Consider the following 17,137-nt stretch of genomic DNA (forward strand, 5'->3'; position numbering starts at 1 on the left):
AATTGTAAATGATAAAATTGTAAATGAATATGGCTACTATAGATTCTAAAATTCCTGAAGGCGCTTTAGCCGAGAAATGGACCAATTATAAAGCTCATCAAAAATTGGTAAACCCTGCCAACAAACGTCGTCTTGACATTATTGTGGTAGGTACCGGTTTGGCAGGTGCTTCGGCTGCTGCTTCACTGGGTGCTCTGGGTTTCAAGGTATTAAACTTCTGTATCCAGGACTCTCCTCGTCGTGCACACTCTATTGCTGCACAGGGAGGTATCAATGCTGCTAAGAATTATCAAAATGATGGTGACTCTGTTTACCGTCTTTTCTACGATACAATCAAAGGTGGTGACTACCGTGCACGCGAAGCTAACGTTTATCGTCTGGCAGAAGTGTCAAATGCTATCATCGACCAGTGCGTAGCTCAAGGTGTTCCTTTCGCTCGCGAATACGGTGGTTTGCTGGATAACCGTTCATTCGGTGGTGCTCAGGTATCACGTACATTCTATGCCCGCGGTCAAACCGGACAGCAGTTGTTGCTGGGTGCTTATTCTGCATTGAGCCGTGAAGTTCAGCGTGGTAACGTGAAGTTGTACACTCGTTATGAAATGTTGGACGTTGTGCTGATTAAGGATAACGAAGGTGTGGAACGCGCCCGTGGTATTATCGCCCGCAACCTGGTTACAGGTAAGATTGAACGTTTTGCTGCTCATGCGGTAGTTATCGGTACCGGTGGTTATGGTAATACTTACTTCTTGTCTACCAACGCTATGGCGTCAAATGGTTCGGCTGCTATGCAGGTTTACCGCAAAGGTGCTTACTTTGCCAATCCTTGCTTTGCACAGATCCACCCGACCTGTATCCCTGTACACGGTGACAAGCAGTCTAAACTGACTTTGATGTCCGAGTCATTGCGTAATGACGGACGTATCTGGGTTCCGAAAAAGCTGGAAGATGCCAAGGCATTGCAGGCAGGAACTAAGAAACCGACCGATATTCCTGATGCAGACCGCGACTTCTACTTGGAACGCCGTTATCCGGCATTCGGTAACCTGGTTCCCCGTGACGTTGCTTCACGTGCTGCGAAAGAACGTTGCGACGCCGGTTTCGGTGTGAACAACACAGGTCTGGCTGTATTCCTTGACTTTAAATACGCTATCGACCGTCTGGGTGAAGATGTAGTTCGTGCCCGTTACGGTAACTTGTTCGATATGTACGAAGAAATTACTGACGAAAATCCGTACAAGACTCCGATGATGATATTCCCGGCTATTCACTATACAATGGGTGGTATCTGGGTTGACTATGAACTGATGACTTCTATCAAGGGCTTGTATGCTATCGGTGAAGCTAACTTCTCTGACCACGGTGCAAACCGTTTGGGTGCATCTGCATTGATGCAGGGATTGGCTGACGGTTACTTCGTATTGCCTTATACTATCCAGAACTATTTGTCAGACCAGATTCAGGTTCCCCGTTTCTCAACAGACCTTCCCGAATTCGTGGCTGCTGAAAAGGCTGTAAACGATAAGATTCAGAGACTGATGAATATCAAGGGTCATCGTTCGGTAGACTCTATTCACAAGGAACTGGGTCACATCATGTGGGACTTCGTAGGTATGGGACGTACCAAGGAATCTTTGACTACTGCTCTGGCTAAACTGAAAGAAGTAAGAAAGACCTTCTGGAGCGACCTTCGCATTCCGGGTGAAGCTAATGAATTGAATGTGGAACTTGAAAAGGCAATCCGCCTGGCTGATTTCATCGAAATCGGTGAGCTGATGGCTTACGATGCATTGAACCGTGAGGAATCTTGTGGTGGTCACTTCCGTGAAGAACACCAGACTCCGGAAGGTGAAGCGCTTCGTCACGATGACAAGTTCTCGTATGTAGCTTGCTGGAAATACACAGGTGAAGGAAAAGAACCCGAATTGATCAAGGAAGATTTGAACTATCAGTTCGTTAAGGTTCAAACTCGTAACTATAAGTCTTAATTATTAATTGTATAGAAATCATGGATAAAAATATAAGTTTCACACTGAAAGTTTGGCGTCAGAAAGGTCCTAAGGACAAAGGACATTTTGATACCTTCCAAATGAAAGATATTCCGGGTGATACCTCATTCCTGGAAATGATGGATATCTTGAACGAGCAGCTTATCAATGAAGGTAAAGAACCTATCGTATTCGACCACGACTGTCGTGAAGGTATCTGCGGTATGTGCTCTATGTACATTAACGGACATCCTCACGGACCTGCTACAGGTGCTACTACCTGCCAGATTTATATGCGTCGTTTCAAAGACGGTGATACCATTACTGTTGAACCTTGGCGTTCTGCCGGTTTCCCGGTTATCCGCGACTTGATGGTAGACCGTAGCGCATACGACAAGATTATGCAGGCGGGTGGTTACGTGTCAATCAATACCGGTGGTATTCCTGACGCTAACGCAATTCCTATCGCGAAACCTATTGCCGATGAGGCTATGGATGCTGCTGCATGTATCGGTTGCGGTGCTTGTGTTGCTGCATGTAAGAATGGTTCTGCTATGTTGTTCGTTTCTGCAAAGGTCAGCCAATTGGCACTGTTACCTCAGGGTAAAGTGGAAGCTGCACGCCGTGCGAAAGCTATGTTGAGCAAAATGGATGAACTGGGCTTTGGTAACTGTACAAACACTCGTGCTTGTGAAGCAGAATGTCCGAAGCTGGTTTCTATCAGCAATATTGCTCGTTTGAACCGTGAATTTATTGCTGCGAAGCTGAAAGACTAATTACGGTTAGTTTTACTTGATATTTGAGAGTGCCCTGCCTTTTGGCGGGGCATTTTTTATTGCAATATCTTCTGTATCTCGGCACTTTTTTCTTTTCGGAGATTTCGCGGAGAGTCTCCGAAGTACTTCTTACAGAAGTTGGAGAAATTGGAGAGTGATTCAAAACCGTGTCCGAAACAGATTTCGGAAATAGATAACCGGTCGTCCCTTAACTGATAAAGAATGCTTTCTTTTCGTTGTTCGGTCATCCATTCGTGAACGGGAACATGGAAAATTGCATCAAAAATACGACGAAAAGTGGTAAGGCTATAACCTCCCAGTTGGGCAAACTCTTCTACAGTCTTTACTTTTTTGTAATTCTGAATGACGAAGTATTGGAATGAAGTGGTATATTGGGAAAGAGGGTGTATGAGGGATGCCAGCTCATAATCAGTATAATAGTGTCCTAATATAAAAGCAAGTTCTTTGCGTTTTAGGGATAGGAGTTCACGGCAGATTTTGGGTTCTGATAAGTACGTATTGGTACATATCAGAAAATATTCCAGTGCAGGGACGATTTTTAAGGGTGTATTGATCAGAGGTCCTGGGATGTCATTCATAATATGGTGGTAACGTTTATCACAAAACAGTTCCGGTTGATTGAAGCGGTAATAAATACATTCCGTATCTATCATTGCCAATATTTCAATTTTGGCGGTGATAGGTTGTAAAATGAATTCTCCCGTTTTGACAGTAGTTCCTGCATACTCTTCGCTATTTACCAATATTTCTCCTTTCAGGATGAAGAGCATAAAATTGAACTCACTTCTTATGACAGGGATATGGAATCCTTGCTTATGAAAGACGTGGAATACTGCATTTTCCACTGATTTTGGACACATTTGACATTTGTCCGTGTTTCCACAAAAGACATCAGGCATTAAAGTGGGGGCTTTGGTTTGTGTACAGGCAAAAATAAAATAAATAATTTGATTTACAATGAATAAGGTGAAATAATGTTATTGTTTATGGTGGGGAGATGATGCAAGAATGGAATTAGAAAAGTTTTTTTGAGATATGATATTGTTTTGCCGTTTCAAGTAAAACGAATGGTTTGTTAATCCTTAATGGCTATATTCGGATTCTTCATTGCATTCAGAATGATACAATGATAGATAAATCTGGGATTTCCTAATGTGTTTTGTATATGGATGGAGTATAGGGATAAAAATGCTCCGCAAATGAAATAAGCCTTTCCCAAGAACCTATTTTATTTGCGGAGCTAAAGAGTTATGTTAGAGGAAAACTACTTTTCCGAACAAGATAGGTCTATTTGTTAATGTCAATATCACTATCACCATTAGTTGCCCAATCATCAGAAGTGTCAATTTTACCATCAATTTTAACTTTATCTCCACTTAATATGAGTGTATAAGTAGTCTTTTTGCCTTCTGTCCATGTTTTTCCTCCTAAACTTACAGTAATAGGATTGCTTTCTGCATGAATCTCAGTGTCTACATCACCATATTTCTTTGTAGCTGAATAAGTTACTACTATCGTTGCATCATCGGGGACTGTTTGTGGCATTAACATTAATGTTGTGCTGTTATAGTCATTATTGTCTGTATAGGTACCTAATAGTGTAGCTGTTGTTCCATTAACAACTGTTGCGTTTGTTGGGGTTGCAACGTAGCCGGTTTCCTCTTTATTAATGTGATCAGTCCATATCCCAGTCTCATAATTATATTTACCATCTTTAAATACACCATTTATAGCTACTGATTTTACAGTATATGTAACTGTCTCATCATCACCTTTTAAATTAAATAACACTTGTGTCAGTGCGTGTTTAAACGGTAGAGATACGGCGTTTGTTGTACTATATTCTTGATTTTCTAACTTTGCAACAAGTAAATCATGTTGCGAAGTTATGTCTGTTGCTATGGTATATTTAAGTGTTGGGTATCCTGCAGTCTCCTTAGTGAATGTTGCTTCAGATGATGTGGTATCATATCCAAAGAAATGCATCTTCTTCCCTACTGGCCAATAATACTTTTCTGTAGATTCCCATACATCTTCTCCATTTTTTTTTGTAAAGTAACCGTTTGAAATTACATCTAATGCATCTGTGGAGTATGTAGCCCCATCACTAGAATATGCATTTACTGTAAAGTTCCCTAAACTATTTGTTGTTGTTACTGTAGCCCTTGTTACTGGAGTATAACCAAATCTAATTTCAGCTTTACCCTTTTGTCCATTATCAATTCCATCCATTTCATTTTGTGAGCAACTTGTGATTGCTAATGCAGCTACAGCCGCAAATAAAATCTTTTTCATATTCGTATGTTTTAAAGTTAATAAATTCATTTGTTTCATATTTTAATTAACGGGTAATATCACATCCTCTTCATTCTCCCAATTATCAACATTGCCACCGATACCTCCGCCTCCCGAAGGAGGAACTTCCACATCATCCACCACAATCTTTTCATCCTCCGGCAGCTTAATCTCTATTTCCGGAGGTTGAGGATTATGGTCTCCTTCTCCGGGCTCATCTCCGTCATCGGGAGGTCTCACCGCTTCCGTGATTTCTACTTTCGCCTCTTGTTTGGAACCATCCACCCTAACTATAATCAGTTCCAAAAACCGGGCGATATCGGCTCTGGCTTGCGTCAGCTTGGGATGACCGAAACAGGTAAAACTACCTTTTATGACTCCGTCTCCTTTGCCGGTTTCGCAATAAATGGGAGCAAAGCGGCATACACCTGCATCTTTACCCAGGTGATAACATTCTGCCATTCCGGAAACACTGCCAATGACGGAGGCGACATTTTTTAATCCTTCTGTCTTTATGGCGAAAGTGTAAGTCGTTACCACAGCTTTGAGTTTCACCTTCAGCATAGGCAATTCATTCTCTTTCCCGACTTCCACATCATTCAGAGACAGCATATAAAAAGCATCCGGTCCCCATACCATGTTTTCTGTTTCACTGATGCCCAGCCCTGTACAATTTCCGGTGCACGCCATTATTGTTTCATAACTTCCTTCGTCTTTTACTTGCACCACTTCGGTATCATAATTGTAAATTACAGCCGAATAGTGTCCCGGAGGCACTTTTACCTCTCCGCCTTTTACCGGCAGATAAGTATCTATCTTTCTTCCTTGGTCGTCTTTCGGATAAAAAATAACCCTGACGCCTTCCGGCAAATGATCGGTCACCCCTTCCCAATTGAGCGAAATATTGATTCCTGTGACAGGATAATCATCTAAAAGCGTGCGGCGGCTACACCCCCACATTACCGGTAGTGAGGAGAAAAGCACAAGGAATAAATAGCGTGCTCGTTTCATATTCTTTCTCTCCTCTTCGTTATCAACCATACAAGCGAGATTTTCGCTTTGGTAGGGCCTATGAAGTTGTATTGTCCGCTACTTGTCCACACTAGTGATTCTTCGTACGGGGTATATTTTCGGTATTTTGTTGTCAGATATCCGATGCCCAGACTGAATTCGAATGCCAGATGTCGTGATACCGGAAGGGAATACCCATAACTGAATCCTGCTGCACCATAATATTTCCCTTGATAACCGTCCCCTTTATATTGGAAGTCGTAAATGCCCCCTTCAGCGTATAGCCCGATAAAATGTCCCGTCAACTGGCGGCGCCCGGCGCGGTTGCCCAGCCAGAACCGGCTTTCTATGCCGCCCGATAGCAATTGATAACAAATTTCTTTGTTGCTATCAGACCACCAGGGACATTTATATTCGGCGTTCAATGACCATTGTCTTCCTATGGGAACTTCTATCTCGATGTTAGGGGCTAGCGCTATGTCGTACAATAAATTGTTTTTTACAGCAAGTATTGTCTTGCCGGTATTCTCCTTTTGGTTTTTGTACTCTATTGGCTGTGCATCTATGTTTGGGGGCAATAGGCACAAAAGCACGAATATGCTGAATATAGTAGTACATTTTCCCATAAATCATTTTTTATATGAGGCAAATATAGAAGATATAATCTGAAAAAAAACTTATTAAACGCCCTATTTAGGGAGTTGAAAGGGTCTGTGAAGCGATTGGAAGGATTTTGCAAGTTTTGAGGGGAGATTGTGGAAATAAAGCGGGTGGTAAGTTTATTATTCGGACTTGTTGCTAGTGAAATGTTTCATATTCTTTATTTTGATACTCCTTTTTTATCGTATTGTTATATTGTGTGCGAAAACGGATTTATTCTGTGAAATAATTCTAAAAGGAAGCCCGATTTGAAGTAAAGATTTGGAGAGAATAAAGGGAAATCTTATATTTGTTATGTGATTTTTTTCATAGTATTAGATTTAAGGTTAACAAAGGTTGGAGCAAGGCGTTGCTCCTTTTCCTTTTTTTATAAGTTTCTCTTTCTATCTTATTACTTATGAATCATGTTCTCCATCTCTTTATTTCCATCTGAAAACTACTATATGTACACCCACTTTCTAGGATTAATAGAATTTTAGTGGGGATAGTTTCGTTTGTTCTTAAAAACCTTCCGTTCTTTATTGTATAAGAATGAGGGGGTACATTGTTCTCTTGGGGATTTAAATATCATATCACAAACAAAGGGAAGAATAAGCCGTTTCTTAGGCTCAGCCAAGTCCTTTTAAACGGAAGATTATTACAGTCTTCCACAGCAGACCGTACAGTCTACTGTAACGGACTGTACGGTCTACGGTAGCGGACTATACAGTCCACTGTGGGAGACTGTAGTAATTCGACGGACAGGCAGGCATAATCGAAAGGACGAAAATGCTTGTTCCGGTTAATGAAACGACTTAAAGAGTTCAAAACATATGCAGCATTTGAAAACCGGAGGAAATAACATCCGGTGACAAGTATTTGCTTGATATGTTAAATCCCTAAAAATAATAACTGCCCCAGAATAGTTGCACCTACTTATGACCTCATACTCTTATTCCTTTTTCTGACATACTTTGCTTATTTTATTCATTCACAACGAAATATCCGTTTGTTGGTTTATAAATAGGCTGTTTGTGAAATGCCCATATTGGGCTTTTCCTTCTTGAACAAGCGGTGCAAATGGGTAAACGATGCGAAAACATTTGCTTGGTTTTACAGATAATCACTTCAGTGCTAGTTGACTGTGAAGTACTCCGTCAGCATAAAAAGCTTCTGCAGCTCTTTCTTTTATTAATGAAAGCAAAATATATATTAACCATAGCCGTAATTAAGTAATCACAATAGGCTTTGCCAAGTCGTGTATTCAGGCAGGACAGAGACACTGACAGTTGCTCGATGAAATTTATGCTGTTCCTAAAAACTGCTTTCTGTTCAAGATTGCGAAGACAGATGATGTTCCCTGCTAATTTTCTATTAATCCATTTTCTACAGACAGGCATTGGAGATAATATATAAAATAAATTGAGTTCTCTTTTTGCTGAAGTGTTTTCGATGTGTGTTTCTTCAAAGGGGATAAGAATTTTAGAGAATTATAAAAAAAATAATGAAAATAAATTTGATTCTGCCAATAAATGTATATATTTGCAGTGATATATGATAAACACGTTTGTGAGACTCTTCTTTTTAGAAGTTTTTATTTACCTTAAAAAAACAATACTATGCTAAAAGACATGAAAACGGTTGGAGTGCTGTTGCTCCTTTCTGCGATATCAGCAGGAACAGCGTATGCAGTTCCCAAGTGGGGAACGGCTGGCGTAAAAGAGATTCAGCAAAATGGTGTTTGTAACGGAGTAGTAACAGATACGACGGGAGAAACAGTCATAGGGGCATCTGTAGTGGTGAAAGGAACCACTAATGGTACAATTACAGGTCTCGATGGAGACTTTTCATTATCAGGGGTTACTAAAGGAAGTATATTGGTTGTTTCCTTTGTGGGTTATCAAAATACGGAAGTAAAATGGAATGGGCAACCGTTAACTATTGTTCTTAAGGAAGATACAAAAGTATTGGATGAAGTTGTAGTAGTGGGTTATGGTACTCAGAAGAAAGCTAATTTGTCCGGTGCGGTAGCTGCTGTTGATGGGAAGGTATTGCAAGACCGTCCTATTACCAATATTGGACAGGGATTGCAAGGTGTTGTTCCCAACTTGAATATCACGATGAACAACGGTGGTGCTCCGGGTGCTACTTCCAGTTTTAATATCCGTGGTAATACGTCATTGAATGGTGGTAGCCCATTGGTATTGGTGGATAATGTACAGATGGATACCAACTTGGTAAACCCGGATGATATCGAGTCTATTTCAGTATTGAAAGATGCGGCTTCTGCTTCTATCTACGGTGCTCGTGCTGCTTATGGCGTTATCTTGATTACAACCAAAAAAGGTAAGAAATCAGACAAACCGACTGTTTCTTTATCAGCTACGGGCTATTGGCAGTCACCGGCATTGACTTTCCACAATGTAAACTCTATGCAGTATCTTACTATGATGGATGAAGCTTATCAGAATGATGGTGGTAGCGGTCATTATTTCAAATCGCAGGTCTATCAGTATGCCGAAGATTACTTTAATGGTAAATACGATTCTCCGGTATTCTTTGATACAGCTTATGATACGTATAAATACGGATATTGCGGTAATACCGATTGGTGGGACGAATTATATAAAACTTCTTTCTCGCAAATCTATACAGCCAACATCAGCGGTGGTAATGACCGTACTACTTACTACGCATCTGTAAGTATGAACGAGCAAGGTGGTATTTTGAAAGCAGGAGACGATAAGTACAATAAATATAATGCTAATGTAAATATCTCATCCAATATCACTAAATGGTTGAATGTATCGGCAAAGATTGCTCATACTTACACCGATGAGTTGCACCCTACCGGTGGTACTACAGCTATGAACTCTACCGCTTATTCAGGGCTGTCTTCTTATTCGGGTATGATGAAGGGTGACTTGAGCCCGCTGATGCCAGTAAAACATCCGGATGGACATTACGCCGGACAAGGCAGCTACACCAATCCTGTAGCCATTATGGAACAAGGTGGTAATGCACAGTACAAGCAGAATGATTTGTGGATGACCGGTGCTGTGAAAATTACTCCTATCAAAGGCTTGGTAATCAATGCAGATTATACATGGAATTTCTATGGTAAGTCATCTAATCAGCATGTACAGAACTTCTATGATTATACGGCTGTTCCGGGTACAGAGAACTATTATCCGTGGACTAATCCAAGCAGTGTGACTGTAACCAACAATGATGATTATTACAATGCTTTCAATGCCTTTGCTGAATATACTTTCTCTTTGAAGGAGAAACATAATTTTAAGGTAATGGTAGGTTATAATCAGGAAAATAAACATAAGAAATATCACTATGCAGGACGTAAGAATTTGATTGATTCTTCCAATCCTTCGCTGAATCTGGCTTATGGTGACATGGCGATGAACGGTTCGGAAACTCATTGGTCTGTGAACGGTTTCTTTGCTCGTATTAACTATGATTATAAGGGCAAGTATTTGTTGGAACTGAACGGACGTTACGATGGTTCTTCTAAATTCCCACATGGTGATCGCTACGCATTTTTTCCATCAGCTTCAGTAGCTTGGCGTGTGTCCGAAGAAAAATTTTGGGAACCGATTAGAGGATGGTTTGACAACTTTAAGCTTCGTGCTTCTTACGGCTCATTAGGTAATCAGGCATTGGATGAAAGTCGCTATGGTAACTTCCCTTATTTGGCTACTTATGGAATCAATACAAAATATGGTGCATTGCTTAACGGAACTCGCCCTGTGGCTGTATCTGTTCCCGGATTGGTGAGTGCTTCATTTACTTGGGAGACTGTAAACCAGATAGACTTTGGTTTTGATGCTTCTTTCTTTGGTGGACGCTTGAACACTAGCTTTGACTGGTATCGTCGTAATACAAAAGACATGCTTACGGCAGGACAGGCTTTGCCGGCTGTTTTGGGAACTTCTGTTCCGCAAGAAAATGCTGCTGACATGAAAACTGTAGGTTGGGAAGTTTCATTGGAATGGAATGACCGGCTGAGTAATGGATTTGGTTATCATATTAAAGGTGTATTGTCTGATTATCAGGCTAGCATTACCAAATTCTCTAATCCTACTAAATTACTTGGTACACACTATGTGGGCGAAAAACTGAACGAAATCTGGGGTTATGTTTCTAATGGACTTTTCCAAAGTGACGAGGATGCGAAAGCAGCAGACCAATCTTATCTGTCAGGTGGTAGTTGGGGTGCCGGTGATGTGAAATACGAAGACTTGAATAATGATGGGAAAATCGATATAGGAAAGAATACGTTGGATGACTCTGGTGACCGTAAGATTATAGGTAACAGCACTCCACGTTACTCTTATGGTATTACTGCCGGTTTCGATTACAAAGGGTTTGATTTTGAAATGTTCTGGCAAGGTATTGGTAAGAGAGACTATTGGTTAGGAGGTTCTCAGTTTTGGGGATTCACTGATGAATGGTGTACACCGCTTACTTCATCTCTTGATTACTGGACAGAAGACAATCGCGATGCTTATTTCCCGCGTCTGCATCACTACGGTGTGAACGGTGGTAACCATCAGGTATCTACTCGTTATTTGCAAAATGCTGCTTATCTTCGTCTGAAGAATGTGGTATTGGGATATACTATTCCACGCAGTATCACTGAGAAGGTGAAAATATCTCGTTTGAGAGTGTTTGTACAGGGAGAGAATTTGTTGACATTTACTCCGTTGATTGATTCTTACGATCCGGAAACATTGAATAACATGACTTATCCTATTAACAAGAAGATTTCTGTCGGTTTGAATTTAACCTTCTAAAAATTAATTTATTAAAGGAATTATATTATGAAAATAAAGAATATATTATTCGTGTCATTATTCGCTGGAGCCGTTCTTAGTTCTTGTGACTATACCGATTTGTCACCTATAGACTCTATTACAGACAAGACGTATTGGACGACAACCAACGATTTGAAACTTTATGCCAATGGTCTGTATGGTTTGTTGGCTTCTCCGACTGCTACAGGTGACAATACTAGTGACAACTTTGTACCGAAAGATTATAGTGGCTATTTGTTTAACGAATATACAGTACCGGCCTCGGCATCAAGCAGTAATGGATGGTATTGGAATGATATCCGCAGTTGTAACTATTTCTTGCAGCGTTATCAAACCGTGGAAGGATCCGAAGCTGAAATTAATAAATACGTAGCTGAAATACGTTTCATGAGAGGTTTGCTGTATTACAGCAAAATAAAGCAATTTGGTGATGTACCTTGGTATGATAAAGATTTGCAGACTAGCGATACGGAAGAACTTTATAAAGCCCGGGATAGTCGCGATTTTGTATTGGGTAAAGTGATAGAAGATTTTGAATTTGCTATTCAGTGGTTACCCGAAAAGTCTGATTCTGAAAAGGGACGTCTTAATAAAGATGCTGCCCGCACGCAGTTGGCCCGTATTTGTCTGTACTTCGGAACTTACATGAAGTATCATAATGAAACACCTACTACAGAATGGACTTCACAAACGTTGTTACAGAAAGCGGTGTCTTTGACGGAAACTATGATGAATAGTGGAAATTATGACATTGTAAAGGCTTCGGATGCAGGAGCTGCAACGGTAGCTTACGAAGGCTATCCGCTGTATTATGCTAATTTGTTCGTACAGGAAGATTTGTCGGACTGTAAAGAAGGTATTCTCTGTCGTTTCTATGAAGAAGGAGTGCTGACTCATGAAGTTGGACGTCAGGTAGGTGAAAACGGTACAGGTTTGAGTAAAGATTTTATTGAATCATTCTTGATGAAAGACGGTACTCCTATTTATAATACAAACTCAGGTTATAAGGGAGATGAAAATCAAGAAGCTGAAATTTCGGGTCGTGATCCGCGTCTTTACCAGTTGATTGATAATCAGCATAAGCCTTATAGAGTACAGAATGGAAAACCGAGTCAAAATCCGGTAGCTGACTGTAGCGCCAGCAAAAGTGTAACTGGTTATCCGTGTACTAAATACCATTCAGCCAATACCAAACAGGCGGAAGCTCGTAATACGTACTATGACTGGTTCGTTTATCGTTATGCCGAAGTATTACTGATTAATGCAGAAGCGCATGCGGAATTGGGAGATATCAGCCAAAGCATTCTTGATAAAACTATCAACAAGTTGCGCGACCGTGTAGAGATGGCTCATTTGACTATGAATCCTGTAGCCGATGCTGCTCCTGTTAATTACGGATATCAACTTTCCAATTTGTTGTATGAGATTCGTCGTGAACGTCGTATTGAATTAGTGGCTGAAAATCACCGTTTGGATGATTTGAAGCGTTGGAATGCTATGAAACTGATGGAAAATCCAAAAACTATGTTTGGCTTGAAGATTACCCCGACTGTAGAAAAAGAATACGAAGCAGTCAATGTTACATTTGGTGGTGATAAAGGGCGTCCTGTTATAGAATATCAGGGAGCGATTTATCTGTATCAGTATCCGTCAAAGGCTATTGATGATGCCGGTCGTAAATGGAGTAATGATGACCGTAGATGGTTATATCCGTTGCCAACTAATGAACTGGTGCTAAATCCTAATTTGGTTCAGAATCCGAATTGGTAATATCTAAAAAAGAATAATATAGCTGTGCATTTTTTGCACAGCTATCAATAAAGAAGGGTTGAAGCTGTAAATGCTCAAAGTAGACATTCTAGTCTGTAAAAGCAAAATGTTTCTATTTTATGGGATTATCTTAAAACCCTATGTATGCTATAGTTAATAACATAGTTATTATAATAAGTGTTGAATTTAGATTAACGGGAAGGGGGCAAGGCGTTGTTCCTTTTCTTTTTTAATCTTCTCTTTTCTCCAAAAAAGTTTATCTTTGCATTATTATATGCTAACTAATTTATAATTTTATGAAAAAACACGCTAATCTTTTTTGTGTTGGTGCAGCCTTGAGCTTGCTTTGTGCTTGTGAGCCGGTTGTAAAAGCTCCCGAACCTATTCTTCCGATACCCGAAGCCAAACAAGTGGAATGGCAAAAGATGGAAACATACGCTTTTGTGCATTTCGGTCTGAATACTTTTAATGACCGTGAGTGGGGATATGGTGATTCTGATCCGAAAACATTTAATCCTGCGAAGCTGGATTGCGAACAGTGGGTGAAGACTTTTGTTGCTGCCGGTATGAAAGGGGTAATTCTTACAGCCAAACATCATGACGGTTTTTGCCTGTGGCCGACGGGACTGACTGAATATTGTATTCGGAATACTCCTTATAAAGATGGGAAAGGGGATATTGTCCGTGAGTTGTCGGAGGCATGTAAAAAGTATGGCATTAAATTCGCTGTTTATCTTTCTCCATGGGATAGAAATCAGGCTATTTATGGCACACCGGAATATGTGGACTATTTCTATAAACAACTGCATGAACTGTTGACTAATTATGGTGCGGTGTTTGAAATTTGGTTTGACGGAGCCAATGGCGGTGATGGTTGGTATGGTGGTGCGAAAGATTCACGTACTATCGACCGGAAGACTTATTATCAGTATGACCGCGCTTATGAAATGATTGATAAATATCAGCCTCAGGCAGTTGTCTTCTCCGATGGAGGTCCCGGTTGCCGTTGGGTGGGAAACGAGAACGGATTTGCAGGAGCCACTAACTGGTCATTCTTGCGTGCCGGAGAGGTTTATCCCGGTTATCCTAAATATAGAGAATTGCAATACGGTCATGCTGACGGTAATCAATGGGTGGCAGCAGAGTGTGATGTTTCCATTCGTCCGGGATGGTTCTATCATCCGGAGGAAGATAATCGTGTGAAGACAGTAGAACAGCTGACAGACCTCTACTATCGCAGTGTGGGTCACAATGCAACTTTGCTGTTGAATTTTCCGGTAGACAGAAATGGATTGATTCATCCGGTTGACTCTGCTAATGCAGTGGATTTCCATAAAAATATTCAGAAGCAATTGGCACATAATCTTTTGTCGGGTGTCGTTGCTGAGGTTTCTGACGAGAGAGGAGGGAAATATACAGCTAAGGCCATGACGGATAATGATTACGATACTTATTGGGCTACCAATGATGGTGTGGTGTCGGCAACCGTAGAGTTTGATTTGCCGCAACAGGAGAAGGTGAACCGCATGATGCTGCAAGAATATATTCCTTTGGGACAGCGTGTGAAATCTTTTGTTGTGGAATATAATAAGGATGGTCAATGGTTGCCGGTGAAGTTGAATGAAGAAACGACAACAGTGGGATATAAACGTTTGCTCCGTTTTGAGACTGTAACAACCGATAAGCTTCGTGTGAACTTTACGGATGCCCGTGCTTGTCTCTGTATTAATAATGTAGAAGCCTATTATGCCGGAGAGACTGCTGATGTATCGTTTGACAATACAGTTGCGGATATAAAGAGCTATCCTTTTACATTAGTCGGCGTAGATGAGTCGGAAGCTAAGAAGTGTGCAGATAAGGATGATACTACAACGTGTTTTGTAGATGGTAACACGGTAGTTGTTGACTTGGGAGAGGAACAGACTGTTGCTTCTTTCCATTATCTGCCCGACCAAAGTGAATATAATAAAGGTTTAATTTCCGGTTATGAGATATCTGTAGGTACGGATGCCAATGCAATAAATAATGTGGTAACTAAAGGCGAGTTCTCTAATATCAAGCATAATCCGATATTGCAATCGGTTTATTTCACCCCTGTAAAGGCGCGTTATGTAATGCTGAAAGCAGTGAAGATGGTGAATGAAGGCGAGACAATGGGATTTGCAGAGATTGGTATCAGATAAGATTGTTCTTTAATTGTTGATGGAAGACAGTAACACCGCAGGGGGGGAAGAAAAACTTCTGCCTCTGCGGTGATTATGCTATAATAAACGGTATATTCCTCCGGCAAGTACCCGTAGTACCCCTTTCATCTCTAGTTCAAAGAGCAGGGCGCTCATTCGGTTGACAGGAATATTGGTATCTACCACCAATGTGTTGATTTGCAACCCGTCGGGTCTGCTTTTCAATAACCCTACCACCTTTTCTTCTTCTTCGCTTAAGTCGGGAAACAGTTCTCGTTGCCGGGGTGTGGATGATGTTTTTTCTTTATCTTCACTCCATCCCATGGTTTCTACAAAATCTTTGGCTGATAAGATTAGGGCAGCCTGATTGCTTTTTATCAGTTGGTTGCATCCGGCGGAGAATTCATCATTTATCCGTCCGGGAAAGGCGAAACAATCCCGATGATAACTTCCGGCAACGCCGGCTGTAATCAGTGCGCCTCCTTTGTCGGCAGACTCAACAACAATAGTGGCATCGCTCATCCCTGCCACGATGCGGTTTCGCCTGACAAAGTTCTGTCGGTCGGGGTTTGTCCCACTCATAAACTCAGTTAACAGTCCTCCCTGTTCCAGCATTTCTATTGCCGTTTTACGATGAGCAGAAGGATAAATGCGGTCCAGACCATGTGCCAATACTCCAATTGTATTGAGGTGGTTTGCCAATGCAGCGCGGTGAGCATGAATATCTATGCCGTAGGCCAATCCGCTGACGACAAGTACTTCCGGGAGCATTGCGGCTAATTCTTCCAAGAATCGGATACAGATATCCTGACCGTAGGCAGTGGCATGGCGTGTACCCACGATATTGATTATTTTCAAAGCATTCAGATCAGCGTTTCCCCGATAGTAGAGCACAAGGGGAGCGTCATCACATTCACGCAGCCGTGAAGGATAGTCCTCATCGGTCAGTGTCAGACAACGGATGCGGTTCGTTTCGGTAAAAAGAAGCTCTTCTTCGGCACGACGGAACGCTTCAGGACAATCCAAAGCTTTTATCTGTTTGGGAGAAATACCGGGAACCAGTTCGCAAAGGTCTTTCCGGTTGCGGAATACGGCAGTGGCACTTCCCAATGCGTCGACCAATTTATGGATGCCGATTAGCCCCAGGCCCGGAATGCGGGTCAGGGCTATGGAATATAGTTGTTCGTCTTTCATTGTTTGTTCAGATAGGGTGCGAAAGTCTCGTCAAACAGAGCACTGTCACCCAATCTGCCGTTTACTACACAAACCGATTCTACGGTTGCTTTGATGGCTACCTTCATGTCGGGTAGGCGGAAAATGTCTTGGTAGAATACATACTTGATGCCTTCCTTCTTAAGGTAGAGTTTAGATACGAACTCGTCTCCACTCTTCAGTGGGGTTTTGAAAGCCATGGTGAGGCGAGCCACTACCGGATCCACTCCTTCTTCGTGCAGTTTGGCAAAGCTGATACCTACCGAAGTGAGGAACTCGTGGCGGGTATGTTCCAGATAATGTTGGTAATTGGCATTATTCACAATTCCCTGCAGGTCGCATTCATAGTCGCGTACCTTCATTTTTAATTCATAAATATACTTTTCCATATAGCAAAGGTAAGGAAAATT

The 17,137-nt window shown here is 41.3% G+C and carries 10 protein-coding genes and 1 pseudogene; 5 read left to right on the forward strand and 6 right to left on the reverse strand.

Features of this window, described 5'->3' with window-relative positions:
* Positions 1-29 precede the first annotated feature (29 nt).
* A complete protein-coding gene (locus tag HMPREF1534_RS00635) occupies positions 30-1,988 on the forward strand; it encodes a fumarate reductase/succinate dehydrogenase flavoprotein subunit (protein WP_005945354.1) in 1,959 nt (652 codons plus the stop codon).
* A 20-nt stretch (positions 1,989-2,008) separates the two neighbouring features.
* Positions 2,009-2,764, forward strand: coding sequence for a succinate dehydrogenase/fumarate reductase iron-sulfur subunit (locus HMPREF1534_RS00630; protein ID WP_005843870.1), 756 nt, complete (start codon positions 2,009-2,011; stop codon positions 2,762-2,764).
* Positions 2,765-2,820: 56 nt separating this feature from the next.
* Here HMPREF1534_RS00630 and HMPREF1534_RS00625 read toward each other — a convergent pair whose 3' ends face one another.
* From HMPREF1534_RS00625 to HMPREF1534_RS00610, 4 genes and pseudogenes are all read right to left on the reverse strand, one after another.
* Positions 2,821-3,684, reverse strand: coding sequence for a helix-turn-helix domain-containing protein (locus HMPREF1534_RS00625; protein WP_005945358.1), 864 nt, complete (start codon positions 3,682-3,684; stop codon positions 2,821-2,823).
* 388 nt (positions 3,685-4,072) lie between these two features.
* Positions 4,073-5,080, reverse strand: coding sequence for a fimbrillin family protein (locus HMPREF1534_RS00620; RefSeq protein ID WP_005945360.1), 1,008 nt, complete (start codon positions 5,078-5,080; stop codon positions 4,073-4,075).
* A 42-nt stretch (positions 5,081-5,122) separates the two neighbouring features.
* On the reverse strand, positions 5,123-6,121 hold the full coding sequence (locus HMPREF1534_RS00615; protein ID WP_005945363.1) for a DUF5119 domain-containing protein: 999 nt from the start codon (positions 6,119-6,121) through the stop codon (positions 5,123-5,125).
* Positions 6,088-6,606 (reverse strand): annotated as a pseudogene (locus HMPREF1534_RS00610) (DUF3575 domain-containing protein); the annotation flags it as partial. The pseudogene HMPREF1534_RS00610 and the gene HMPREF1534_RS00615, both read right to left, overlap by 34 nt.
* A gap of 1,743 nt (positions 6,607-8,349) precedes the next feature.
* On the opposite strand from HMPREF1534_RS00610, the gene HMPREF1534_RS00605 reads away from it, so the two are divergent.
* The 3 genes from HMPREF1534_RS00605 to HMPREF1534_RS00595 all read left to right on the forward strand — a co-directional run bounded on the left by HMPREF1534_RS00605 (position 8,350) and on the right by HMPREF1534_RS00595 (position 15,515).
* The gene (locus HMPREF1534_RS00605; protein ID WP_005945373.1) at positions 8,350-11,541 is read left to right on the forward strand and encodes a SusC/RagA family TonB-linked outer membrane protein; all 3,192 of its coding nucleotides are present in this window, start codon (positions 8,350-8,352) and stop codon (positions 11,539-11,541) included.
* 27 nt (positions 11,542-11,568) lie between these two features.
* On the forward strand, positions 11,569-13,332 hold the full coding sequence (locus HMPREF1534_RS00600; protein WP_005945376.1) for a RagB/SusD family nutrient uptake outer membrane protein: 1,764 nt from the start codon (positions 11,569-11,571) through the stop codon (positions 13,330-13,332).
* Between the two features lie 296 nt (positions 13,333-13,628).
* Positions 13,629-15,515: an alpha-L-fucosidase gene (locus HMPREF1534_RS00595; protein ID WP_005945379.1), complete on the forward strand. Its 1,887-nt coding sequence runs from the start codon at positions 13,629-13,631 to the stop codon at positions 15,513-15,515.
* Positions 15,516-15,593: 78 nt separating this feature from the next.
* Here HMPREF1534_RS00595 and dprA read toward each other — a convergent pair whose 3' ends face one another.
* Both dprA and HMPREF1534_RS00585 read right to left on the reverse strand, forming a co-directional pair.
* Positions 15,594-16,709, reverse strand: coding sequence for a DNA-processing protein DprA (gene dprA, locus HMPREF1534_RS00590; protein ID WP_005945382.1), 1,116 nt, complete (start codon positions 16,707-16,709; stop codon positions 15,594-15,596).
* Entirely contained in the window at positions 16,706-17,116 is a 411-nt protein-coding gene (locus HMPREF1534_RS00585; protein WP_005945385.1) for an acyl-CoA thioesterase, read from the reverse strand. Before HMPREF1534_RS00585 ends, dprA begins: the two co-directional genes overlap by 4 nt.
* Positions 17,117-17,137 lie beyond the last annotated feature (21 nt).

This window comes from Phocaeicola massiliensis B84634 = Timone 84634 = DSM 17679 = JCM 13223, assembly GCF_000382445.1.
GTDB lineage: Bacteria > Bacteroidota > Bacteroidia > Bacteroidales > Bacteroidaceae > Phocaeicola > Phocaeicola massiliensis.